This is a genomic window from Mesorhizobium sp. M0833 (genome assembly GCF_040319905.1).
Taxonomy (GTDB): domain Bacteria; phylum Pseudomonadota; class Alphaproteobacteria; order Rhizobiales; family Rhizobiaceae; genus Mesorhizobium.
This window is the reverse complement of record NZ_JAMYOQ010000020.1, coordinates 73,641-97,458: the sequence shown is the minus strand read 5'-3', so window position 1 is coordinate 97,458 and position 23,818 is coordinate 73,641. Positions and strand designations below refer to the sequence as shown.

Annotated in this window: 25 protein-coding genes; 16 read left to right on the top strand and 9 right to left on the bottom strand. The window is 62.2% G+C overall.

The features are described from left to right. The first annotated feature begins 193 nt into the window (after nt 1-193). Genes NKH98_RS22105 through NKH98_RS22095 form a run of 3 tightly spaced genes read left to right on the top strand, consistent with a single transcriptional unit; the run spans nt 194 to nt 3,055 of the window. Nucleotides 194-1,300: a peptidase C39 family protein gene (locus NKH98_RS22105; RefSeq protein ID WP_254820202.1), complete on the top strand. Its 1,107-nt coding sequence runs from the start codon at nt 194-196 to the stop codon at nt 1,298-1,300. Next, entirely contained in the window at nt 1,297-2,760 is a 1,464-nt protein-coding gene (locus tag NKH98_RS22100) for a RimK family ATP-grasp domain-containing protein (RefSeq protein ID WP_352508512.1), read from the top strand. Before NKH98_RS22105 ends, NKH98_RS22100 begins: the two co-directional genes overlap by 4 nt. A gap of 22 nt (nt 2,761-2,782) precedes the next feature. Beyond that, entirely contained in the window at nt 2,783-3,055 is a 273-nt protein-coding gene (locus tag NKH98_RS22095; RefSeq protein WP_254820204.1) for a DUF3303 domain-containing protein, read from the top strand. A gap of 129 nt (nt 3,056-3,184) precedes the next feature. On the opposite strand, the gene NKH98_RS22090 is transcribed toward NKH98_RS22095, so the two are convergent. The 3 genes from NKH98_RS22090 to ygfZ all read right to left on the bottom strand — a co-directional run bounded on the left by NKH98_RS22090 (nt 3,185) and on the right by ygfZ (nt 6,880). Next, nucleotides 3,185-5,323 carry a putative bifunctional diguanylate cyclase/phosphodiesterase gene (locus tag NKH98_RS22090; RefSeq protein ID WP_352901645.1) on the bottom strand — a complete coding sequence of 713 codons (2,139 nt, stop codon included), beginning with the start codon at nt 5,321-5,323 and terminating at the stop codon, nt 3,185-3,187. A 64-nt stretch (nt 5,324-5,387) separates the two neighbouring features. Continuing rightward, nucleotides 5,388-6,020 carry an HD domain-containing protein gene (locus NKH98_RS22085; RefSeq protein WP_023677753.1) on the bottom strand — a complete coding sequence of 211 codons (633 nt, stop codon included), beginning with the start codon at nt 6,018-6,020 and terminating at the stop codon, nt 5,388-5,390. Beyond that, nucleotides 6,020-6,880, bottom strand: coding sequence for a CAF17-like 4Fe-4S cluster assembly/insertion protein YgfZ (ygfZ, locus tag NKH98_RS22080; protein ID WP_352901681.1), 861 nt, complete (start codon nt 6,878-6,880; stop codon nt 6,020-6,022). The genes NKH98_RS22085 and ygfZ overlap by 1 nt, the downstream gene beginning before the upstream one ends. An 82-nt stretch (nt 6,881-6,962) precedes the next feature. Between ygfZ and NKH98_RS22075 the strand changes: the two genes are divergently transcribed. Continuing rightward, nucleotides 6,963-8,294, top strand: coding sequence for a dihydroorotase (locus tag NKH98_RS22075; protein WP_352480333.1), 1,332 nt, complete (start codon nt 6,963-6,965; stop codon nt 8,292-8,294). A gap of 33 nt (nt 8,295-8,327) precedes the next feature. Here the strand turns inward: NKH98_RS22075 and NKH98_RS22070 are convergent, their stop codons facing one another. The 4 genes from NKH98_RS22070 to NKH98_RS22055 form a co-directional block, all read right to left on the bottom strand. Beyond that, entirely contained in the window at nt 8,328-9,131 is an 804-nt protein-coding gene (locus NKH98_RS22070) for a hypothetical protein (RefSeq protein WP_352901642.1), read from the bottom strand. Between the two features lie 80 nt (nt 9,132-9,211). Then, nucleotides 9,212-9,469, bottom strand: coding sequence for a hypothetical protein (locus NKH98_RS22065; protein WP_008874920.1), 258 nt, complete (start codon nt 9,467-9,469; stop codon nt 9,212-9,214). 373 nt (nt 9,470-9,842) lie between these two features. Next, the gene (locus NKH98_RS22060) at nt 9,843-10,220 is read right to left on the bottom strand and encodes a TIGR02301 family protein (protein WP_023677748.1); all 378 of its coding nucleotides are present in this window, start codon (nt 10,218-10,220) and stop codon (nt 9,843-9,845) included. A 48-nt stretch (nt 10,221-10,268) separates the two neighbouring features. Continuing rightward, on the bottom strand, nt 10,269-10,694 hold the full coding sequence (locus NKH98_RS22055; protein WP_254820209.1) for an NUDIX hydrolase: 426 nt from the start codon (nt 10,692-10,694) through the stop codon (nt 10,269-10,271). Between the two features lie 121 nt (nt 10,695-10,815). Between NKH98_RS22055 and NKH98_RS22050 the strand changes: the two genes are divergently transcribed. Continuing rightward, nucleotides 10,816-11,577 carry an SOS response-associated peptidase gene (locus tag NKH98_RS22050; RefSeq protein WP_352901679.1) on the top strand — a complete coding sequence of 254 codons (762 nt, stop codon included), beginning with the start codon at nt 10,816-10,818 and terminating at the stop codon, nt 11,575-11,577. 57 nt (nt 11,578-11,634) lie between these two features. On the opposite strand, the gene NKH98_RS22045 is transcribed toward NKH98_RS22050, so the two are convergent. Continuing rightward, on the bottom strand, nt 11,635-11,784 hold the full coding sequence (locus NKH98_RS22045) for a hypothetical protein (RefSeq protein ID WP_352901639.1): 150 nt from the start codon (nt 11,782-11,784) through the stop codon (nt 11,635-11,637). Nucleotides 11,785-12,202: 418 nt separating this feature from the next. Here NKH98_RS22045 and cysS point away from each other — a divergent pair, with 418 nt between their 5' ends. The 8 genes from cysS (at nt 12,203) to rarD (ending at nt 19,203) form a co-directional block, all read left to right on the top strand. Next, nucleotides 12,203-13,672, top strand: coding sequence for a cysteine--tRNA ligase (gene cysS, locus NKH98_RS22040; protein WP_352901637.1), 1,470 nt, complete (start codon nt 12,203-12,205; stop codon nt 13,670-13,672). Next, nucleotides 13,669-14,055: a VOC family protein gene (locus NKH98_RS22035; protein ID WP_254820212.1), complete on the top strand. Its 387-nt coding sequence runs from the start codon at nt 13,669-13,671 to the stop codon at nt 14,053-14,055. The genes cysS and NKH98_RS22035 overlap by 4 nt, the downstream gene beginning before the upstream one ends. A 6-nt stretch (nt 14,056-14,061) precedes the next feature. Continuing rightward, nucleotides 14,062-14,553 (top strand): GFA family protein, encoded by a 492-nt coding sequence (locus NKH98_RS22030; RefSeq protein WP_352901634.1) that lies wholly within the window; start codon nt 14,062-14,064, stop codon nt 14,551-14,553. Beyond that, nucleotides 14,550-15,026, top strand: a complete 477-nt coding sequence (locus tag NKH98_RS22025) for a GFA family protein (RefSeq protein WP_352448982.1) — start codon at nt 14,550-14,552, stop codon at nt 15,024-15,026. Before NKH98_RS22030 ends, NKH98_RS22025 begins: the two co-directional genes overlap by 4 nt. Beyond that, nucleotides 15,023-15,979: a prolyl aminopeptidase gene (gene pip / locus NKH98_RS22020; protein WP_352901632.1), complete on the top strand. Its 957-nt coding sequence runs from the start codon at nt 15,023-15,025 to the stop codon at nt 15,977-15,979. The genes NKH98_RS22025 and pip overlap by 4 nt, the downstream gene beginning before the upstream one ends. Then, complete coding sequence (cimA, locus tag NKH98_RS22015) at nt 15,976-17,598, top strand: citramalate synthase (RefSeq protein WP_352901629.1); 1,623 nt, start codon at nt 15,976-15,978, stop codon at nt 17,596-17,598. Before pip ends, cimA begins: the two co-directional genes overlap by 4 nt. Before the next feature lie 4 nt (nt 17,599-17,602). Next, nucleotides 17,603-18,142 carry a hypothetical protein gene (locus NKH98_RS22010; RefSeq protein ID WP_352901626.1) on the top strand — a complete coding sequence of 180 codons (540 nt, stop codon included), beginning with the start codon at nt 17,603-17,605 and terminating at the stop codon, nt 18,140-18,142. Between the two features lie 128 nt (nt 18,143-18,270). Continuing rightward, nucleotides 18,271-19,203 (top strand): EamA family transporter RarD, encoded by a 933-nt coding sequence (rarD, locus tag NKH98_RS22005; RefSeq protein ID WP_352901623.1) that lies wholly within the window; start codon nt 18,271-18,273, stop codon nt 19,201-19,203. Nucleotides 19,204-19,317: 114 nt separating this feature from the next. Here the strand turns inward: rarD and NKH98_RS22000 are convergent, their stop codons facing one another. Beyond that, nucleotides 19,318-19,929: an LOG family protein gene (locus NKH98_RS22000; protein WP_254820219.1), complete on the bottom strand. Its 612-nt coding sequence runs from the start codon at nt 19,927-19,929 to the stop codon at nt 19,318-19,320. Between the two features lie 113 nt (nt 19,930-20,042). Between NKH98_RS22000 and NKH98_RS21995 the strand changes: the two genes are divergently transcribed. From NKH98_RS21995 to NKH98_RS21985, 3 genes are all read left to right on the top strand, one after another. Beyond that, a complete protein-coding gene (locus NKH98_RS21995; RefSeq protein WP_352901621.1) occupies nt 20,043-21,473 on the top strand; it encodes a LysM peptidoglycan-binding domain-containing protein in 1,431 nt (476 codons plus the stop codon). 81 nt (nt 21,474-21,554) lie between these two features. Then, nucleotides 21,555-21,908, top strand: coding sequence for an ArsR/SmtB family transcription factor (locus NKH98_RS21990; RefSeq protein WP_502894292.1), 354 nt, complete (start codon nt 21,555-21,557; stop codon nt 21,906-21,908). Nucleotides 21,909-21,928: 20 nt separating this feature from the next. Then, complete coding sequence (locus NKH98_RS21985) at nt 21,929-23,815, top strand: ABCB family ABC transporter ATP-binding protein/permease (RefSeq protein WP_352901615.1); 1,887 nt, start codon at nt 21,929-21,931, stop codon at nt 23,813-23,815. Nucleotides 23,816-23,818: the final 3 nt, after the last annotated feature.

Below are 23,818 nucleotides of genomic sequence, written 5' to 3'. Positions count from 1 at the left end.
CCGGAGCCGCGCCGTTGCCTAAACACGGAGGTCGTTCAAAGCCTTTGCGCGACCTGCCTGCCGTCAAAACTGTCACAATTCGGCCCTAATCGAGGTGCGATAGCGCTTGCTGAATGCTGGCACTTCGGCTGGTGTGACCGATGTTTAGACTAGGGCCGTTTTCCACAACCCAATCGAGGTTTTCTGAGCCCGCATGCCTGCCGAGATTCGCAAGGCCCGCGCGTCCGACGTCGATGACCTCGCCGCCATCGAAAAAGCCGTTTTCTCGAGCGATCGCATTTCTCGCCGCTCCTTTCGCCAACTGATCGAACGCGACACCGCCGAGCTGCTGGTTGGCGAAAGCGATGGCCGCGTCGCCGGCTACGCAGTCGTGCTGTTTCGCAAGGGCAGTGGCGTCGCGAGGCTTTATTCGATCGCCGTTGGTCCATTTTTCGGCGGCCGTGGCGTTGGCCGGCTGCTGCTGGAAGAGGCCGAGGCCGCCGCTTTCGAGCACGGCCGCATGATGCTTCGTTTGGAAGTCCGCGAGGACAACCCGCGCGCGATCCAGATCTACGAGCAGAGCGGCTACCGCAAGATCGGCCGCGAGCCGGACTATTACGAGGATGGCGCCACGGCGCTGCGCTATGAAAAGACCTTGCGCGGCGACATTCCGGTGGCCACCGAAGTGCCGTTTTATCAGCAAACTTGCGAATTCACTTGCGGACCATGCTGCCTGATGATGGCGATGGCTTACTTCGGCCCCGGATTCGTGCCGGATCCGGTGATGGAAATCAGGCTGTGGCGTGAGGCGACGACCGTTTTCATGATGTCGGGGCCGGGCGGCTGCGAACCGTTCGGGCTTGCCGTCGCCGGCTATGAGAGCGGGCTTGCTGCTGAGATCTATGTCTCCTTCTACGGCGCGCTGTTCCTGCAGTCGGTGCGCAGCGAGGACAAGCGCCGCGTCATGGAGCTGGCGCAGGTCGACTTTCGCCGCCGCGCGGAACTTTACAGCATCCCGGTGAATTACCGTTCATTCGGGCTTGACGACATTCGCACCGCGATCGCAGAGGGAAAACTGGTGCTGGTCCTGATCAGCGGCTTCCTGATGTTCGGCAAGAAGGTTCCGCACTGGGTATTGGCAATCGGTGACGACGGCGATCATATCCTGATCCACGACCCCTGGGTCGAGGACGAGCGGCAGGAGACGATCCTCGATGCTGCCAACATTCCCGTGCCTTACGGCATCTTCATGAACATGGCGCAATTCGGCCGCGACGGATTGCGCGCCGCCATCACTCTCGGAAAGCGCGATAGCCAATGACCTGGGTCATCCTTACCGGCCGGCAGAACGATCTCGACCAAGTGGCGACGCCGCACAAGATCATCACCAATCGCGACTACCTTGCCCATCCGGCACTGTTTCGCGGTCAGCGGCCGAAGGTCATCAACCTGTCGAACAATTATGGCTACCAGAGCCGCGGCTATTACGCGTCGCTGCTTGCAGGTTCGCGTGGCCACAAGGTCATCCCGACGGTCGAAACGATGATCGACCTGTCGGAGCGCAAGCTCTATGAGCACGCGTTGCCGGAACTCGAACTCGCACTCAACAAGTGCCGCAAGGACCTGGGTGGCGCTTTTCCCCAGAAGGTCTGCATCTTCTTCGGCATCGGACCATCCAGGATCTGGGACCGCTTCGCAAAACTTCTGTTCGACTGGTTCCGTGCCCCGGCGCTCGAGGTCCACATCAGGGACAGCGCCGAATGGGCCTCGATCCGCAAGATCGGCTTCCATCCCCTGGCCAGGATGACCGAGGACGAGGAAACGCACTTTCTCCAGTGCCTGGAGACCTACACCAACCGCGAGTGGCGCGACACCAAGGGCCGCACGCCGGCGCGCTACACTTTCGCCACGCTGGTCGACCCGCATGAGGAACTGCCACCGTCGGAGATTTCGTCGCTGCGCCACTGGGCCAAGATCGCTGAAAAGATGGGCGTCGAAATCGAGCCGATCACCAAACGGGATCTGGCCAAGCTCGCCAACTACGACGCGCTGTTCATCCGCGAGACCACTTCGATCTCCAACCACACCTACCGCTTTGCCCGCCGCGCCCAGCAGGAAGGCATGCCGGTCATCGACGATCCGCTGTCGATGATCCGCTGCACCAACAAGGTCTATCTCAACGAGCTGATGACCTACAACAAGGTACCGGTGCCGCCGACGGTGATGATAGCCGGTACCTCGGACTTGGAACTTGCGGCGCAGACGCTGGGCTTCCCCCTGGTGCTGAAGATCCCGGACTCCTCGTTTTCGCGCGGCGTCAAGAAATGCGGCACCTTCGACGAGCTGAAGACGCTCGCAACCGAATGGCTGGAGGATTCCGACCTCCTGATCGCGCAAAAATTCATTCCGACGGAATATGACTGGCGCGTCGGCGTCCTCGGCGGCCAGCCGTTGTTTGCCGTCCATTATCTGATGGCCAAGAAACATTGGCAGATCGTCAATCACAAGGCCAACGGCAAGCCCGACCAGGGCGGCATCAAGACCTTCACCCTGAAGGAAGCGCCGGCCCATGTCGTCGAGACGGCGGTGAGCGCGGCGCGCTGCATTGGCGACGGCCTCTATGGCGTCGACCTCAAGGAAACCAGGGACGGCGTCTTCGTCATCGAGGTCAACGACAACCCCAACCTCGACCACGGCTGGGAAGACTCCGGCGAAAAAGACGAGGTCTGGGTGCGGCTGACGCAGTGGTTCCTGGAGCGGCTGGACCGGCCGGGGCGATAATATCCGAACTGAGGGGAAAAAGATGCTGTTCTTCGTAACCGAGGATTTTCGCGGCTGCGACCGCAAGGAGATCTACCGCCGTTTCCGCGACCAGGGCCGCCTGAAGCCGGACGCGCTTCTCGTGCACCACAGCTGGATCGCAGCGGATATGAGCCGCTGCTTCCTGCTGGTGGAGGCCGATGACATCACGCTCCTGCAGCGGTGGGTCATCGAATGGGCCGATCTGGTCGAATTCGAGATTGTTCCTGTGGCGACGAACAAGGATATGGTTGAGGCATTGAGCGGGCACCTCTGACCCGGCAAGAAACCTCCTGGTTCGCCACACCTGAATTCCGCCTTCTCTATCAAGGAATTAACACGCGAATCGAGCGTCATCTCAAGGAGATCTAAGCCGGTTGCCCGCGCTTCCGCGAGACTGTCGCACTTAGCCGGACTGCCGGATCGTCGCGCTCGACTTCACCAGCCGATTAATGTCCGACGCCTTTGACGGCACGCCGATCAAATAGCCCTGGGCCTCGACACAACCCTCCTTTTGCAGGAATTCAAGCTGCGCTTCGGTCTCGACACCTTCGGCGGTGACGGTGATGCCCAGCTGTGCGCCAAGCCCGATGATGGTGCGCACGATCGCCGCGGTATCGCGACTGTCGATGTCACGGGTGAACGAGCGATCGATCTTGATCTTGTCGACGGGAAAGCGCCTGAGGTAGCCCAGCGAGGAATAACCGGTGCCGAAATCGTCCAGCGCGATGCGGACGCCCAGATCGCGTAGCTGCCTGAGTGTCTTGAGCACCAGATCGCTCTCGTCCATCAGCACCGTTTCGGTGATTTCCAGTTCAAGTCGGTTGGCCGGCACGCCCGAGAACGCCAGTGCCGAAATGACGCTGCGGGCAAAGGTACCGCTTTTGATCTGCACGGCGGAGACATTGACTGCGATGCGCCAAGCCGCCCAGCCTGCCGCGGTCGTGCAGGCTTTTCGCAGCGCCCATTCTCCGAGCGGCACGATCAGCCCGGTCTCCTCGGCGGCCGGAATGAAGTCGTCCGGCCGCACCAGGTCGCGCACCGGCGATCGCCAGCGCATCAAGGCTTCGGCGCCGACGATCTCGCCGGAGGCGATGTTCATGATCGGCTGGAAATCCAGCTCGAATTCGCGGCGCGACAGCGCTGCCCTGAGATCGATTTCGAGCGCCCGGCGTGCCCGCACCATCGCGTCCATGGCCGGTTCGAAAAAGCGGTAGAGGTTGCGCCCTTCGCTCTTTGCCCGATAGAGCGCCATATCGGCATTTTTCAGCAAAGTCTCGGCGTCCTTGCCGTCATTCGGAAACAGCGCGATGCCGAGACTGATGCCGACACGCATGTCGTGTCTCTTGTCGCGAAACGGCTTTCCGATGATCTCGACTATGCGTTTGGCCAGCTTTTCCGCGTCGCCCGGGCTTTTGAGATTGAACAGGATGATGACGAATTCGTCGCCGCCGAAGCGGGAGACAACGTCCGTTTCATTGCGCAGGCACCGTTGCAGCCGTTCGGCCACGCATTTCAGCAGCCAGTCGCCGGCGGGGTGACCCCAAGTATCATTGACTGCCTTGAAGTGATCGAGGTCGAGCGAGAATATCGCCAGCGATCCGTCTCTCGTCTCGCTCAGGGCTTGGTCGAGCCGTTCGCGAAGCATCGAGCGATTGGGCAGGTTGGTCAGTGTGTCGTGGTGCGCAAGATGGGTCATGCGCTCTTCCACACGCCTGCGCTCGGTGACGTCGTCGAACGTCGCGACCCAGCCGCCGCCGCTCATCGGCCGGCGCGCAACCAGCAGCGTCCTGCCGTCGGCGAGATGGCGATGCGTTACGTGTGTTTTCCCCGCCCGCAGGCAGGCTTCGATTTGCGAGATTTCGCTGTCGGGGTCGAGCTTTGTGTAAATGCCCAGTTCCAGCAGCCGCTTGAACGCATCACGGTGGCTCATGCCAAGCGGGAAGTCGGCGGGCCTGACATGATAAAGTTCCAGGAAACGTTCGTTGCGCACGATCAGCTTGCCGTCCGCATCGTACATCAAAAGGCCTTGCGACATGTTGGCAAGTGCTGCGTCAAAACGGCGGTGCTGCTCCTTCAACTCCTGCTCGGCGCGCCGTTGCTCGGTTATGTCCTCGTAGATCGAGACCCAGCCACCTGACGCCAGCGGCCGATGCGAAATGTTGACGATGCGCCCGTCTGCCAGCGTTTCCTCATAGGTGGAAGGTTTTGCCTGGTCGATATAGGGCTTGCGGATGGCATAGAGTTGCTCGGCGCTTTGCGAGGCGATGCCGATATCCACGCTGTGCTGGAGGATGTCGAAAAACCGGATACCGGGCCGCACCACTTCGGCGTCGAGGCGAAAGATGCTGATGTAGTTCCTGTTGCAGATGATCATCCGCTCATCGGCATCGAACATGCACAGGCCATGCGACATGTTCTCGATTGCTGCCGAAAAACGCTCGTTCTGCTCGCGCAGTTCGTCTTCGATCCGTCGCGGCAGACCAACGCCTTTGGCCCTCCGTCGGCGCACGGATGAACCAGCCTTGATACCGGCAACGGGCATGAGGCAAGCCTATGGACCATGGTTAACCACGGCACTGTTGTCCCTGCCGGTTAATTTACCGTTTTCAGCCGGCTGGAACGGCAGTCTGGCGTCGCGACTTTTCGATTGCCGCAAACCGTTTGAGAAAGGCATTCTGCGCCCAGGTCACCGAGCGCGGCGTGACATCGAAGCGCTCGGCGTTGAAACCGCGCGGCCTGCCGAAGAACTCGGTCGCCTCTGCCGTCGAAAAACCCGCAAGCAGCGTTGCTTCGAAATAAGCGGCGATCTGATCCGCTCGCTTGATTTCCTTGCGCAGCCCCGCGTCGAGTTCGGCCGGCAGTGAAAAGCGCAGATGGATGGCGCGCTGCAGCCTGATCTCGCAATCCCTGTAGCTGCCGCCCATCACAGATTTGAACGGCGAAATCATATCGCCGATGACGTATTCCGGCGCGTCGTGCAGCAGCGCCGCCAACCGCGCGTCAGCGTCGGCATCCGGCATCAGTTCGCCGACAAGCGTTTCGACCAGCAGCGAATGCTGGGCGACCGAAAAGGCGTGATCGCCTCTGGTCTGGCCGTTCCAGCGTGCGACGCGGGCAAGGCCATGGGCAATATCGGAGATCTCGATGTCGAGCGGCGAGGGATCGAGCAGGTCGAGCCGGCGGCCGGACAGCATACGTTGCCAGGCACGCGGCGGCGCCCCGGCGCGGTCGGCCGCCATCAGGCGTCCTCCGCGCCGACGGCTTCCTGCGGAAAGCTGAATTTCGCCCAGGACGGAATGGCGAGCGACACGGCGACTTCGCCAGCCAGGATCGGCAGGCCGGCGTCGAGCGCTGCCTTGACCCGGTCGATGCGGGCAATGGCAAGGCCTGTCGTGCCGGCGGTAGAGCCAAGCGTGCCGACTGGTCGCCCCGCCACGGCCAACTCTGCGCGCGAAGTGGGCAGGGGGCGTTCGGCCGAGACGATCAACACTCGGCGCCTGGCAGTGCCGCGATGCTGCATGCGCGAGACGACCTCCTGGCCGACGTAGCAGCCTTTCTTGAAGCCGACGCCGCCGATCTCGTCGAGCAGCACATCATGCGGAAACGCGTCGCCGAGCTGATAGTCGCTGCCGCTTTCGGCAATGCCATTGGCGATGCGAAAGGCTTGCCATGCGGCAAGGTCGCCGCCGTCTGGGGCGCCACCATAGAAGCGCGTGACGGTAGCATCGACAAACCGCGCATCGGCAAACGGTGCAGATTCAAATTGCGAGGCAGTTGAATGGCTTTCCCATATGACGGTCACAACCGACTGATCTGCCTTGGCAATTTCGACTTTGGCGCGCAACTTGTAGAGCGTCAGCCGGCGCATGAAGTCATCGGTGGTCTCAGCACGGCATTCGAGCCGGAAAATATTTTCGTCAGCGCGCGAGATCAGGAAGTCGAAAAGGATCTTGCCTTGCGGCGTCAGCAAGGCGCCGGGCTTTGCTTCGCCGCGGCCGAGCGCGTCTAGGTCGGTGGTCAGGATGTTCTGCAAAAAGTGTTCGGCATCCGGTCCGGATACGGAAACGAGTGCGCGATCTCTGAGCGAGGCAAAGGGCATGGTGGGAAACGAGCCTGATCTTGCAAAACTATCGGTCATTACGTAAGCCGCTGGCACTTCCCCCGCAAGAGACCGGATCCGCATGGCCCCCCTCTACGATCTCATCCTGACAGGCGGCACCGTGGTCAATCACGACGGCGAGGGTTTTCGCGACGTCGGTATCAATGGTGGGCGCATCGCTGCCATCGGCGACCTCCGCCAGGCATCGGCGGGCGAGACGATCGACTGCCACGGGCTCCATATCCTGCCGGGCGTCGTCGACAGTCAGGTGCATTTCCGCGAGCCGGGACTGGAGCACAAGGAAGATTTGGAGACGGGCTCCCGCGCAGCGGTGCTTGGCGGCGTCACCGCCGTCTTCGAGATGCCGAACACCAATCCGCTGACCACCAGCGAGACAACCCTTGTCGACAAGGTGCGGCGTGCCACCGGCCGCATGCATTGCGACTTTGCCTTCTGGGTCGGCGGGACCCGCGACAATGCAAAAGACGTTGGCGATCTCGAGCGGCTGCCGGGTGCGGCCGGCATAAAAGTGTTCATGGGCTCGTCCACCGGCGACCTGCTGGTCGAGGACGACGAAGGCGTTGCCTCGATCCTGAGGAACACACGCCGCCGCGCCGCCTTTCATTCCGAGGACGAGTTCCGGCTGCGCGAGCGGCTTGGCGAGCGTATCGCGGGCGATCCGTCCTCACATCCGGTGTGGCGCGACGAGATCGCTGCATTGCGCTGCACAGAGCGCCTTGTGCGTATCGCGCGCCAGGTTCGCGCCCGGATCCATGTGCTGCACATCTCGACCGCCGAGGAGATAGGCTTCCTCGAACAGCATAAGGATGTCGCGACCTGCGAGGCGACGCCGCATCATTTGACGCTGAGCGCCGATGACTATGCGCAGCTCGGTACGTTGATCCAGATGAACCCGCCGGTGCGCGCCACGCGTCATCGCGAGGGGATCTGGCAGGGCATTGCGCAAGGCGTTGTCGATGTCCTCGGCTCCGACCATGCGCCGCACACGCTGGCCGAGAAGGCAAAACCTTATCCGGCGTCGCCGTCCGGTATGACCGGCGTGCAGACTTTGGTGCCGATCATGCTGGACCATCTCAACGCCGGCCGGCTGACCTTGCAGCGCTTTGTCGACCTGACCAGCCACGGCCCGCAGCGTATTTTCGGCATCGCCAGGAAAGGCCGTATTGCCGCCGGCTACGATGCCGATCTGACCATCGTCGATCTGAAGCGCCGCGAGACCATCGCCAACGCCCAGCAAGGCTCCAAGGCCGGCTGGACGCCTTATGACGGCAGGCAGGTGACCGGCTGGCCGGTCGGCACCATCGTTCGCGGCCGGCGCGTGATGTGGGAAGGCGAGATCGTCGCGCCGAGCCAGGGCAGGGCGGTGGAGTTTTGCGAGGCGTTGGCGGGCTAAGCTCCCTGCCTCATAAGGGCCAGGCTAAACCACTCAATCCCCAGCAACGAAGAACGTCCATTGTCCGGTCGGCGTGATGCCGACTCGGTAAAAGATGTACGCACCGAACTGCTTCATATCGTCATAGTCGCTGGCGGTGACGATCTTGAACAGCTCGACCCGCTGCCTGGCATCGAGTTTGTCCAGCGGCAGGGCGAAGAAATAGGGCCAGACATAGAGATCCTGCGGCGTGCCGGCATCGACATGGACATAACCGGCACTGAGCACCTCTTCCAGGATGGCGAGGATCTCCTGGCCTTCCGTATCGCCCGAAAGGCCCTTCAGGAAGGCGATCGGGTCGCCCTCGATGTCACCCAGCGACAATTGGGTCATCATGTCTCCCGTGCCGATCAGCGGCCGAAGCTTTTCGATGTCGCCGCTTTTGCACGCCTCGACGATCAGATCGTGCATGCGCCTGACCGGTTCCGGCAACTGGGCCAGGTCGTAGACGACTTCGGGCACAGGCGCGTCCGGATCGACATGCGGATTGGCCATCCCGCCATCGTCCGATGGCCCTTTCGGTTCGGTTTGCTCTGGCTCGTCGGACGGAGTCGGCTGGCGGGCTGGAGGTGGTACCGTGCCGAGCGGGCCGGGCATCGGCACGGTACTTCCAGACGGCGACATGTCGCCGTCCGGCGGCGGCGTGACCGGCGAGGGCAGGTCTTCGCGTTTGATCTCGCTGAGGGCGTGAGCGGGACTGCTCGCAAGAAACAGTGCAAGGGGAATTGTGGCGCAGGAAGCACTAAGCCAAATGCCGAGGACCAGGCCGCGTGGCTTGCCTGATATCGAAAAATTCACCGCCTGCTACTCCCTGGTTCCAGCCCATCCATGTGCCCGGACATGATGTCCGGCGGCGCGCCGTCGTCAAAGAGCCGGGATCAGTGCCGCAGTCTTTCGGGCTCGAAGGCCCCGGCAATCACCTTTTCACGCATGCGATCGAGCAGGGCAAGCGCCGAGGTCTCGCCATTGGCGCGCAGCATTTCGCCGAATGCCGTTTCGAGGGCTGCCTCGGCGATGATTTCCGGCTCGATCCCCGCCGACAATCCTTCTGCCCAGGCTTCGCTGTGACTTTCCACGGCAGTCAGGCGCTTTTCTTCCCTGACCAGCGCGTCGATGTCGTTGACGCCATGTTCCATTGCGATGTCCACCCTTTCAAGCGGTGATCCGTTGGACAGGGATCAAGCTTGAGTTGTCCCTTTTACACGCAGGCGCAAGTAAGTATCTGTAAATGCGACATTTTTTTGGTCGCTGTCTACAAATTCCGTCGCGTCTAGCAAACCTGCATCCGATCCGTTTCAAACTTAGCCGATTAGGTCGGCCAAGGGGACGGAAACCTTCAGTTTGAGTTAATTTCACATCTGCGCGCTAACGTTTCGTTAACATAGTTGCAAAAGTGCAACATTAGGTTTGCACCAAGACCTCAGTCGAGGCAAGCGAAGAAGTGTCGAACGCGTCCGCCGCGACGGCGCCGACCCTTGATGCGGCTTTTCCGGAAGGCGGCTGCCGTCGTCAGTTTCCGTAGCGCGAAGCGATGTCGCGAGACAGCGTCTCGCCTTCCTTCATGTAGCGGCTGATGGCTTCCGTCGCCGAGGCCGTGCATTGCGTATAAGTGCCGCCGAACGACCGGTAGCCGCGGTTGAAGCTGGCGATGAAGCGGGCGCGCCGCTCCGGGTTCGGATTTTCCGATGCGATCAGTTTTTCCATCTCGGCTCGCCACCGATCGCCCTTCTCGCCACACAGATTACGCAGGAAATGCAGCGAGCCGAGCACTTCCGCCAGCCGCATCAGCCCGGGCTCGAACGGTGCTTCGGCGGCAATCGCCGGGCGCGCACCGACAACCACACTGACGGCGAGGCATGCGGCGAGAAACGAAGACGTGCGGCTCATGAGGCTTTGTGCTGGAACAATTTGTCGCCTGCAAGGCGATTCTCTGGCTCACGTCTCGCCGTCTTTTTTGGGACCGAGTAGATCGTCGGCAATTTCAAACACTGCATCGGCGAGCGGCATCGCCATCATTTCGGCCAGCGTATAGAAAGCCGCGGTTTCGGCGTCGTCGCTGGCAACCGCCTCGCCGCCGGCATAATCGGCCCCAAACACCGTCAGCCAGTAGTCGACCGGATGTCCGTCCCCGCTGCCGTCGATGTGGATTTCCCGCAGCGGCCGGTAGCTGCGTGCCTGCAATCCGGTCTCTTCCAGCAATTCGCGCCGTGCTGCCTGTTCCAGCGTCTCGCCGGCTTCGACCTTGCCGCCGGGAAAGGCATAGAGGCCTTGCGAGGGCGGCCTGGCCCGCTTGACCAGCAGCACCGTGTTCTCGCGCACGACGCAGGCCGAGACTGCCGGAATGATCTTGCGTGCTTCCATGGCTCCGGATCGCTCGATTGGCACAGGCCGTTGTGGACCGACCGTCGGCGAACAGCTTTAGCGGTTGCGAAAGGCAGGTTCCATGGCCACTTTCATACGCCACCGATCGAAAGCTGAATTTATGTGCGGACGCTTTGCTTTGACAGCCACTCCGGACCAGACCGCCGCCTTTCTCGGCCTGGCGGAACTTGAGGAGTTTCCGGCCCGCTACAATATCGCGCCGACGCAGCCGGTGCTGATGGCGCTCGCCGGATTGACGCAGGCGCCGGGCTCGAACCTGCCCGACCGCCGCTCGATTCTGGTGCGCTGGGGCCTGATCCCTGCTTGGGTGAAGGATACGCGTAACTTCCCGCTGCTGTTCAACGCGCGTTCCGAGGGGGCTTCGGAAAAGGCGTCGTTTCGCGCTGCCATGCGCCATCGCCGCGCCCTGGTGCCGGCTTCGGGATTCTACGAATGGCACCAAACCGGTGGCAGAAGAGGGCAGCCCTATTGGGTGCGGCCAAGACAGGGCGGGCTTGTCGCCTTCGCCGGGCTGATTGAGACCTATGCCGAGCCGGGCGGCTCGGAAATGGACACCGGCGCCATTCTGACCGCCCACGCCAATGCCGATACTGCCAATATCCACGACCGCATGCCGGTAGTGATCCATCCCGAGGATTTCGCACGCTGGCTGGATTGCCGCACGCTCGAGCCGCGCGACGTGGCCGATCTGCTGAGACCTGCCCAGCCCGATTTCTTCGAAGCGATCCCGGTTTCCGACCTCGTCAATAAGGTCGCCAATACCGGGTCGGAGATTCAGGAGAAGGGCGTCATCGAGCCTGAGCCCAAGAAGGTCAAGCGCCAGAACTCCGGCGCGAACGACAGTCAGATGAGTTTATTTTAGCAAAAGCTACTGTTACTGGTTCGCCGTGAGCGCCTCAATCTTCACCCGACCGCATTCTCAGGCAGCGCGCGGCGAGACGATCTTCTGTGCCGGCTTCTTCTTCTTCGCGGTGTGCAGAAGAGCGGCGACGATTGCTGCCGGACCGATCGCTCGGTAATAGCTGGCGAGCGCCGGTTGCTTGGCACGGCTGGATTCCTGCTTGGGCATTCTTCTCTTCCCTAGTAACGTCTTCGTGTCTGCGTTTGCTGGCCGAATCCGACCAAATCGTGACGCTTGCTGATCTAGCCGGCGAATGTTTCATGACAGTGCCGACATGTTTAATAAAATGTTTCAGTGCCGCATTTCCTGTGATCCAACGATATTTTTGGCGAAGGTAGCGACTTGACGGCAACACCGGGCAAGGCGATAAAGCCGGCCATGAAAACGCCTTTCGCCATTTGTGGCATTTGCATTATCGGCTAGCCTCGCGCTGGTCCTGGACGTTTTCGCCTCATCTCCTCCAAGATTGGACAAACGCCCCGGCCAGCAGGCTGGAGCCCGATTTGCGCCTCGGCGTAACTGGCTTCATCCAGAGCACGATCCCAAAGATCATGCTCAACCAAAGTAACGCACCGGGAACGCACGTATGTCTGACGCATCGAAGAGCCTGCGCCTCTACAACACGCTAACGCGGAGCAAGGAGGATTTCTTCCCGATCGATCTGCGCAACGTGCGCATGTATGTCTGCGGCCCGACGGTCTATGACTTCGCCCATATCGGCAATGCGCGGCCGGTGATCGTCTTCGACGTGCTGTTCCGTTTGCTACGCCATCTCTACGGGCAAGCGCACGTCACTTACGTCCGCAACATTACGGACGTCGACGACAAGATCAACGCTCGCGCGCTGCGCGATTTCGGCGGCGAGATTGCATCGGGCAAGCTGTCGCTGAACGAAGCGATCAGGCGGGTCACCGAAAAGACCGCCGGTCAGTTCCACAAGGACGTTGCGGCGCTCGGTTGCCTGGAACCGACGGTCGAGCCGCGCGCCACCGAGTTCGTCGAGCCCAGGCCCGACGGCAAAGTCGACATGATCTTCTTGATTCAACGCTTGATCGAACGCGGCCATGCCTATGTCGCGACTGGAGAAGTCTTGTTCGACACCGCTTCCATGCCGGATTATGGGCAGTTGTCGAAGCGCAATCTCGACGAGCAGCAGGCCGGCGCCCGCGTCGCCGTCGATGCGCATAAGAAGAACCCGCAGGATTTCGTGCTGTGGAAATTGTCTTCGCCCGAGGAGCCGGGCTGGGACAGCCCGTGGGGCAGGGGTCGGCCGGGCTGGCACATCGAGTGCTCGGCGATGTCGGCCGCCTATCTCGGCGAGGTGTTCGACATCCATGGCGGTGGTCTCGACCTGATCTTTCCGCACCACGAGAACGAGATCGCGCAATCGCGTTGCGCCCACGGCACCGAAACGATGGCCAAGGTTTGGATGCACAACGGTTTCCTGCAGGTCGAAGGGCAGAAGATGTCCAAGAGCCTGGGCAATTTCTATTCGATCACCGAATTGCTGGAGGCGGATACCTTTGGCGGCCGCAAATGGCCGGGCGAGGTGCTCAGGCTGGCGATGCTGATGACGCATTATCGCGAGCCGATTGACTTTTCCGTGCGCAAGCTGGAAGAGGCGGAGAATACGTTGCGCAAATGGAAGCGAGCGGCCGATCTGGCGCCGCCGACGGCAAAGCCGGTGCCGGCGGATGTGATCGAAGCGCTGTCGGATGACCTTGCCACCTATGCCGCATTCCAGTTGCTGACGCAGTTGGCTGGCGATGCCGTTGATTTCAACGCTGGTAACGGCAACGCTGCCGCCGAAGACAACGATGCTGCCGCTTCACTGAAGGCATCGCTGTTGTTCCTCGGCTTCGACGTCACAACAGCCAAGGTGGATGAAGACGCCGTTGCCAAGGCGATCGCCCAACGCCTCACGTTGATCGCCGCCAAGAACTGGGCCGACGCCGACCGCATCCGCGACGAGTTGCTGACGCAAGGCATCCAGTTGAAGGACGGCAAGGACCCCGTCACCGGCCAACGCATCATCACCTGGGAGGTAAAGAGATGATCGATCATCTCGGCATCACTGTTTCGGATTTCGATGCCTCGAAGGCTTTTTACGACAGGGCGATGGCGCCGCTCGGCGCCTCGCTGCTTTACATGGTGCCGCAGGAATATACCGGCGGCGCCAAGGTCGGCGGCTACGGCCGCGACCGGCCGGTGTTTTGGCTGCACGCCGGCAAGGACAAGTCGAAGCATCATCAGCATGTCGCTTTCACCGCGCGCAGCCGCGCCGAGGTCGATGCCTTTCACGCCGCGGCAATCGCCGCCGGCGGCAAAGACAATGGCGGGCCTGGCCTGCGCCCGCACTACCATCCGAACTATTATGGCGCCTTCGTCCTCGATCCCGACGGCAACAATGTCGAGGCGGTCTGCCATGCTCCGGAGTAGTGCGCGATGAGCCTCGACAACAGACCGGTGTATACAGGCGGCTGCCAGTGCGGCGCCGTGCGCTTCCGCGTCGAAGGCACGCTCGGCGATGCTTCCGTCTGCCATTGCCGCATGTGCCAGAAGGCGAGCGGCAATTTCTACCTGCCGCTGGTCTCGGTGCGCGGCGCTAGGCTGGACTGGACGCGCGGTGAGCCCAAACGCTTCCGCTCGTCCAACGCGGCTTTGCGCGGTTTCTGCGCCGAATGCGGCACGCCGCTGACCTTCGAACCGCCCGATGGCGTGGCGCTCGCCATCGCCGTATTCGACCACCCCGAGGAGATTGCGCCGACGATCCAATGGGGTGTCGAAGCCAAGCTCCCCTATGTGGACCATGTTCACGAATTGCCCGGTGAGGAAACGATGGCCGACGTCTCGTCTGCCTCCTATCTCGCCGACCTCGTCTCCTACCAACATCCCGACCACGACACCGAACAATGGCCGCCGGAGGAAAAATCATGACCGAAACCGTTCGTACCGGCGGCTGCCAGTGCGGCGCCGTGCGCTTCCGCATCCACGGGGCGCTCGGCCGCCCGTCCATTTGTCATTGCCGCATGTGCCAGAAACAGTTCGGGTCGTTTTTCGGCGCGCTGGTGACAGTGCCGAGTGACGGCGTCGAATGGGTGCGCGAGGAGCCGAGTTACTTTCAGTCGTCGGTCAACATCGATCGCGGCTTCTGCGCCCGCTGCGGCACACCGCTGACCTACCGCCAGCCCGGCGCGCTGGAGATCGCCATCGGCGCCTTCGACGACCGTTCCGATCTGGCGCCGCAGATCCAGGTCAACTACGCCGCTAGGCTGCCTTGGGTCGAGACGATCTTCGACGCGCCGATCCATGACGACCCGGATTTCTACGCGCGACAGGAATCCATCATCTCCTTCCAGCATCCCGATCACGAGACGGCCAACTGGCCGCAGCAGGGCCTGAAATTATGAGCAGCGAATTCCGTACCCTCTATCCCGAGATCGAGGCTTTCGAGTCCGGCATGCTCGACGTTGGCGATGGCCATCAGGTCTATTGGGAGCGCTCCGGCACCAAGGGGGCCAAGCCGGCTGTATTCCTGCATGGCGGGCCGGGCGGCACCATTTCGCCAAAGCACCGGCGGCTGTTCGACCCGAAGCTCTACGACCTCGTTCTGTTCGACCAGCGCGGCTGCGGAAAATCGACGCCCAATGCCTCGCTCGAAGCCAACACCACCTGGCACCTGGTCGCCGACATCGAGCGCCTGCGAAAAATGTGCGGCTTCGACAAATGGCTGGTGTTCGGCGGCTCGTGGGGTTCGACGTTGGCGCTGGCCTATGCCGAGACCCACCCCGAGCAGGTCAGCGAACTGGTCGTGCGCGGCATCTATACGCTGACCCGCGCCGAACTCGAATGGTACTACCAGTTCGGCGTCTCGGAGATGTTCCCCGACAAGTGGGAGCGGTTTTTGGCGCCCATTCCGGAGGCTGAGCGCGGCGACATGATGGCCGCCTACCGCAAACGGCTGGTCGGCAGCGATCCTGTGGCGCGGGTCGAGGCCGCCCGCGCCTGGAGCCTGTGGGAGGGCGAGACGATCACGCTGCTGCCGGAACCGGAAACCAGCGGTCCCTTCGGCCAGGATGATTATGCCCTGGCTTTCGCCCGCATCGAGAACCACTATTTCGTCCATGCCGGCTGGCTGGAAGAGGGACAGCTGCTGCGCGATGCATGGAAGCTTAAGGATATCCCGGGTACCATCGTTCACGGTCGCTACGACATGCCGTGCCCCGCGCGCTATGCCTGGGCGCTGCACAAGGCGTGGCCGAAAGCGGACTTCCATCTGATCGAAGGCGCCGGCCACGCCTACTCGGAGCCGGGCATCCTCGACAGGCTGATCCGCGCAACGGACAAGTTTGCCGGGAAATGACCATGGCTCGCGAGCGCCTTTATCTGTTCGACACCACGCTGCGCGATGGTCAGCAGACGCCGGGTATCGACTTTTCCGTCGAGGACAAGATCGCCATCGCCAAGCTGCTGGACGAGTTCGGCATCGACTACGTCGAGGGCGGCTACCCCGGCGCCAATCCAACCGACACCGCCTTCTTTGCCGAGCGTCGCACGGCCGATGCCAAATTCGTTGCCTTCGGCATGACCAAGCGGGCAGGCGTGTCGGCTTCGAACGACCCCGGCCTCGCGACGCTGATCCAATCCAAATCTGATGCCATCTGCTTCGTCGCCAAGAGCTGGGACTACCACGTCCGCGTCGCGCTCGGCTGCACCAATGAGGAGAACCTCGAGGCGATCAAGACCTCGGTCGAGGCGGCGCTCACTGCCGGCAAGGAGGCGATGGTCGACTGCGAGCATTTCTTCGATGGCTTCAAGGCCAACCCCGATTATGCGCTGGCCTGCGCCAGAACGGCTTATGAAGCCGGCGCGCGCTGGGTGGTTCTGTGCGACACCAATGGCGGCACCCAGCCGTCCGAGGTGCGTGCCATCGTCGAAAAGGTGATCGCCGCCGGCATACCGGGCGACCATCTCGGCATCCACGCCCATGACGACACCGGCCAGGCGGTGGCGAATTCGCTTGCCGCCGTGGAGGCCGGCGTGCGCCAGATCCAGGGCACGCTGAATGGCATCGGCGAGCGCTGCGGCAACGCCAATCTGATCTCGATCGTGCCGACATTGGCGCTGAAGCCGGCCTTTTCGGGCCGCTTTGCTACAGGCATTTCGGCAGAGGCGTTGACCGGTATATCGCGTCTGTCCCGCGCCTTCGACGAGTTGCTGAACCGCGCGCCCGAAGCGCAGGCGCCCTATGTCGGCGCCTCCGCTTTCGCCACCAAGGCCGGCATCCATGCCTCGGCGCTGGCCAAGGAGCCGGCGACCTACGAGCATGTGCCGCCAGAGACTGTCGGCAACCGCCGCCGCGTCATGGTTTCGGACCAAGGTGGGAAGGCCAATTTCCTCGCCGAGCTGAAGCGGCGCGGCATCGACGTGCCCCGGGATGACCATCGCCTCGACGCTCTGATCGCCGTGGTCAAGGAACGTGAGGCGGAGGGTTACGCTTACGAAGGCGCCGACGCCAGCTTCGAGCTTCTGGCGCGCAAGATGCTGCATGGCCTGCCGGAATTCTTCCGCGTCACCTCGTTCCGCTGCATGGTCGAGCGCCGCTTCGACGCCAACGGCCAGCTGAAGACGGTCTCGGAGGCGATTGTGAAAGTGCTGGTCGAGGGCGAGGAGAAGATGTCGGTCGCCGAAGGCCATGGCCCGGTCAACGCGCTCGACATTGCACTGCGCAAGGATCTCGGCAAATTCCAGAGCGAGATCGCCGATCTCGAGCTGGCCGACTTCAAGGTGCGCATCCTCAATGGCGGCACCGAGGCGATCACCCGCGTGCTGATCGAATCGCATGACGGCACCGGCGCGCGCTGGTGGACGGTCGGCGTCTCCGAAAACATCATCGATGCTTCGTTCCAGGCGCTGATGGATTCGATCGTCTACAAGCTGATGAAGAACCGCGACATGGCGGGATTGGCGGCGGCGGAGTAAAGAAATGGGCTACTCGATAAGCTGGGTCGCATTCAAAGGTCTGCCACTCGCGAAGGCAGCGCTGGCTTTCGGTCTGGCTCAGAGCGGACAATCGGACGAAGCTTTTGATTTTGCTTACAATGGCGCGACGGTTGGTCAAAATTGGTCGGTCGTCCTTTTTAATGACGTGAACATACATCTGGTGGACGAGAAGCGCCTAGCCAACCTTTCGACGGGCAGGGATATGGTCGTTGTTCACAATATCGATGCGGTCATGCTGCAATGGGCCGAACAGTGGCGCGACGGGCACGAAGTCTGGAGCATACAACACACCAGCGCAGACGGTGCACGCAACTTGGAAGCGACAGGAAACCTTCCAACCTGTTTCGAGGAGATCCGCCGCGCCCGCTTCGCAGATCAGGATCGTGAGGACGCAGGTGCTGCCGCCATAGACTTTATCGCAGATATTCCGCTCGAGGTGGCAGAATGCGTGACCGGCTTTCGTCACAACACCGTTGGAGTGGAATTCATGGAACTAGTGCCTGCGCCCGGCGAAACCAAATGAGTGCGGGCTTCGCGCATTTCAATGAAATGGTGAAAAACGCCGGGTTCTTGAACCATCAGCGAGACTCCATTGATCCATCAGAAATTTGCGATGGTTTTGACAGGGCGGCTGGCGCATAGCGTTGGGCCATGACCGCCCAAGCAATGCAAATCGAAGCCGACACCAAAGCTCGTCGCGGTTTTCTGCTGGCGCTTGGCGCCTACCTCCTTTGGGGGCTGCTGCCCTTCTACATGAAGGCTGTCGCGCATCTGCCGCTGGCCGAAGTCATCGCCCACCGCATCGTCTGGTCGGTGCCGATCGCGGCCGCTGTCCTGGTCTGGGCCGGTCGCACTGCCGATTTCAAAGCGGCAGTTCGTTCGCCGCGCATCATTTCGATGGCGGTGCTGACGGCGGCGCTGATCTCGGTCAACTGGGGCATCTATGTCTGGGCGATCGCGGTCGGCCGCACCATCGAGACCGCGCTTGGCTACTACATAAATCCGCTGGTCAGCGTCGTTGTCGGCGCGCTGCTGCTCGGCGAACGGCTCGACCGCCTGCAGGTCGTGGCGGTGGTGCTCGCGGCAATCGCCGTCGCGGTGCTGACCATCGACGCCGGCAAGCTGCCTTGGGTGTCGCTGGTGCTGGCCTTTTCCTTTGCCGCCTATGCCTTCTTCCGCAAGACGCTGCCAATCGGCCCGAGCCAGGGCTTCCTGCTTGAAGTGCTGCTGCTGTCGGTGCCGGCGCTCGGCTACATCATCTTCCTGATCGCCACAGGACAGGATCATTTCGTCTCCAGCTCGTTGAACGACACCGCCTTGCTGATCGGCTGCGGGCCGGTCACCGCCGTGCCGCTGCTGTTGTTTGCGTTCGGCGCCAGGCTGCTGCGCCTCTCCACCATCGGCATCATGCAATATATCGCGCCGACCATCGTCTTTTTGATCGCGGTGCTGATTTTCGGCGAACCCTTCGGCACTGTGCAGGCCATAGCCTTCGGGCTGATCTGGGCGGCGCTGGCGATGTACTCCTGGTCGATGTTTTCGTCGGTGCGCAAGACCGTCGCCGCATCCGCTCGAGCCGTGTAACGAAGAAAGGCGGCTGGCCGGTCATTGCGGATTTAAGGAAGGCAGTAGGGAAGTGGATAGACAGGCGCGGTCTGGAACGTCTTGTGTTTCACTATTCACTATTCACTATTCACTCTACATCTTATCAATCACCGACTGTACGCCCTCCGTCGGAGCGTCGACGGACGATCCCGCCACCATGATGGCGGCGACGATTGCTTCCGGATCCTCGACCACCAGCGGCTTCACCCGTTGCGCCGTGTGGATGAAGCCTTCCGTTGCCATGTGGTCGAGCAGCGCTAGCATCGGATCCCAGAACCCCCCGACGTTACCGAAGACGATCGGCTTGCGGTGGTGGCCGAGTTGCGCCCAAGTCATGATCTCGACGATCTCCTCGACCGTGCCGATGCCGCCGGGCAACGCCACAAAGGCGTCGGATTTCTCGAACATCCTATGTTTGCGCTCATGCATATTGTCGGTGATGACGAGCTCGTCGAGCCGGTTAAGCGCGGTTTCGGTCGCCTCCCGGTTGATCAGAAAACGTGGAATTATTCCGGTTACCTTGCCGCCGGCCTTTAATGCCCCTTCAGCGACGGCACCCATGATCCCTTTAGTGCCACCGCCATAAATCAGACGCAGGCCGGACTTGGCGATCGAGCGGCCAAGCAGATGTCCGGCCTTGATATAAGTTTCATCTCGGCCCGGGGACGAGCCGCAATAGACGCAGACAGATCGAATCGTGTTCATGTTATGATTGGTGATAGGGACTATTGGCATGGTCAAGCCCTGGGGCGGGCTTTTTCTTGTCGGATTTGGTAAAACAGGCTAGACCGAATTAGGTGGCTAAGGGGCAGGGAAACATGGCAATTAATCCGTTGAAGGCGTTTTTGTTCGCGGCTGGCGGCTCTGTCGCCGCGGCGGGAACCGCCTATCTATCGGGCGCGCTCGACCCGTATCTCAATTCTACCCGGCCTGCGGAGGTCGCGGCGCTGACGCCGCCGGCTTCGAAACCGGTCGCTCCGGCGACCGAGGGGCGGCTGCCGCCTGCGCCCGCGGCGTCCACCGATGCGGCAGCGCCCGCTGCGGCGACCGCAGCAGGTGCAATCGTGCCGACCTTCGACATCGTGCGCGTCGAAAGCAACGGCTCGATCGTCGTCGCCGGCAATGCGGCGCCCAACGCCAAGGTCGAGATTCTCAACGGTTCGACTGTGCTCGGCTCGACGGTCGCCGGTCCCGACCGCGCCTTTGCCATTATTCTCGACGATCCGCTGAAGCCCGGCGACTACACGATCACGCTGCGCTCGACGGCTGGCAATATCGTGACCGCCTCGGCGCAGACCGCCGTCGTTTCGATCCCCCGGAATTCCACCGGCCAGGTGCTGGCAATGGTCGAGGAGCCGGGCAAGCCGTCCGAACTGCTCACTGTTCCGGCCCCTGAGGCAAAATCTGATGCCGCGCTGCCTGCCACTGGCACCGAACTGCCGGCCGCCGCCGCGCCGGCCGCCATTGAAGCCGCACCGGCTCCGGTGGCGCCCGCCACACCAGCAGCGCCTGCTGCTCCCGCGGCGGAGCCCAAGATCGTCGTCGAAGCCGTCGAAATCGACGGCAACAAGATTTTCATTGCCGGCGTCACTGATCCCGGCCGCAAGGTGCGCGCCTATGCCAACGATATCCTGCTCGGCGACGCGAAGACCTCGCCCGACCGCCACTTCCTGGTCGAAGCGACACGTGACATCCCGGTCGGCACCTACACCATCCATGTCGACGCGCTCGACGCCGACGGCGTGAGGGTGGTGGCCCGTGCCGCCGTGCCGTTCGAGCGCGAGCCAGGCGAGGCGGTTGCCGCCGTGGCACCGGCCGGGCCGAAGCCTGCCGGGATAAAACCGGCCGAGCCGAATGCGCCGGCGACCGAAGCCGCGCCGACTACACCGGCAACAGCCGCCGAAACGCCGGCAACCACCCCCACTCCTGCCACCGAGGCTCCGGCCGAAATGGCCGCGACAACGCCTTCGGGCGAAACTCCCGAGACCGTCGCTCCTAAGCTCGAACATGCCGATGGCGCAGTCATTATCCGCCGCCATGACACGCTGTGGCGGATTTCGCGGCGAGTCTATGGCCAAGGCATGCGCTACTCGACCATCTATCTCGCCAACCAGGACCAGATCAGCAATCCGAACCGCATCTGGCCGGGACAGGTGTTCAAGGTGCCGGAGAAATCGAAGGAAGGCGAACCCGCCGATCTCAAGGCAATGGGCGACCAGATGACGACGGCGCCAGCCAAGACCGAGTAGCCGTTCTGCCCATCAGGATAGCTTGCGGCAGGGCCAGTCATCGTTTATCGCCGATGCACGATGATCGAATCTCCCCCCGTAATGGACCGACGCCGGGCGGCAGATGAACGCGCGCCGGCCAACTGCACGCCGGCCAACTGCACGCCGGATAGCCGCGCTGTCGCTGTCCTGCTCGCGGCCCTTTCGCATCCGGCGCGGATCGAAATTCTCAAACACCTTTCCGCCAGCCGTTCCTGCTGCTGTCGCGAGGTCGTCGAGCATCTCGATCTGGCGCAGTCCACCGTTTCCCAGCATTTGAAGATCCTGGTCGAGGCCGGGCTGATCCGCTTCGAGCCTGACCGCCAGCGCTCGCGCTATGAGCTCGACCGCGCCGCGCTCGCCGATGTTTCGGCATCGCTGGCCGCGCTGGTCGATTCCTGCTGCTCCGGCCGCTAAGACATAAAAGGTAAACAAGAATGGCCGAGAAAACCGTTTCCGCCGATTCCGGCTCGACCTTCAGAACGTTGCGCAATCTCTGGCCCTATATGTGGCCGGCCGACCGCGCCGACCTGAGGGCCCGGGTGGTGTGGGCCACCGTGCTGCTGGTCGTCGCCAAGCTGACCCTGGTGGCCGGACCCTATTTCTTCAAATGGGCGACCGACGCTCTGGCCGGCGATAGCAAATCGCCGCCGCCGCTGCCGGCCTTTCTGCTGGCGCCGGTCATGCTGGTCGTCGCCTACAATGCCGTGCGGCTGGTGCAGCTCGGCTTCAACCAGCTGCGCGACGCCCTGTTTGCACGGGTCGCCCAGCATGCCGTGCGTCGGCTCGCCTTCCGTACCTTCGTGCACATGCACGAATTGTCGCTGCGCTTCCACCTCGAACGGCGCACCGGCGGACTGTCGCGCGTCATCGAGCGCGGCACTAAAGGCATCGAGACGATCGTCCGGTTCACCATGCTGGCGACTGCGCCGACGATCGTCGAATTCGCGCTCACCGCCGGCATCTTCGCCGTCACCTATGGCTGGCTGTACGTCTTGGTGATCGCGGTCACGGTCTGGCTCTATGTCTGGTTCACCGTCAGGGCGAGCGATTGGCGTATTTCGATCCGCCGCGAGATGAACGACAGCGACAATGAAGCCAGCACTAAGGCGATCGATTCGCTGCTCAACTACGAAACAGTCAAATATTTCAACAACGAAGCCATGGAGGCCGAACGCTTCGACCGTTCCACGGCGCGCTATGAGGTGGCTGCGACCAGGACCTGGACCTCGCTTGGTTGGCTGAACTTCGGCCAAGGCGTGATCTTCGGCATCGGCATGACCGTCGTCATGGTGCTGTCGGCACTCGAGGTGAAGGCAGGCACACAGAGCGTCGGCGACTTCGTCTTCGTCAACGCCATGCTCATGCAGCTTTCGGTGCCGCTGAATTTCATCGGCATGATCTACCGCGAAATCCGCCAAGGCCTGACCGACATCGAAAACATGTTCGATCTGCTCGACGTCAAGCGCGAGATCGTCGATCGGCCAGGCGCCAAGCCACTGGTCGTCAGCGCCGGCAATGTCGAGTTCCGTGACGTGCATTTTTCCTACGACGCCAACCGCAAGATCCTGAAGGGTATCAGCTTCGAGGTGCCAGCAGGCAAGACGGTGGCCATTGTCGGTCCCTCCGGAGCCGGAAAGTCGACCATTTCGCGGCTTTTGTTTCGTTTCTACGATATCCAACGCGGCAAGGTTCTGATCGACGGCCAGGACATTCGCGACGTGACGCAGGAGAGCTTACGCGCCGCCATCGGGATGGTGCCGCAGGACACGGTGCTGTTCAACGATACCATCGCCTACAACATCCGCTACGGCCGCATCGGCGCCAGCGAAGAGGATGTGCGCAAGGCGGCAGAACTGGCCCAGATTGGACCGTTCATCGAGCGGCTGCCCGACGGCTATCGCTCAATGGTGGGCGAGCGCGGGCTGAAACTCTCCGGCGGCGAGAAGCAGCGGGTGGCGATTGCCCGCACCATCTTGAAGGCCCCGCCGATCCTGATGCTCGACGAGGCGACTTCGGCGCTGGACAGCCACACCGAGCAGGAGATCCAGGCGGCACTCGACCTGGTCAGCCAGGGCCGCACCACCCTCGTCATCGCCCATCGGCTGTCTACAGTGATTTCCGCCGACGAAATCATCGTCCTGCAGGACGGCCGGATCGCCGAGCGCGGCACCCATGCCGCCTTGATGGCCAAGCGCGGCCTTTATGCATCGATGTGGGACCGCCAGCGCGAGGCAAGCGAGGCCGAGGAGCGGCTACGCATTGCCCGCGAAAGCGACGAGTTCGGCGTCGTCGTCCGCCGCCGCACCTCGGAGGTGAGCTGAAAA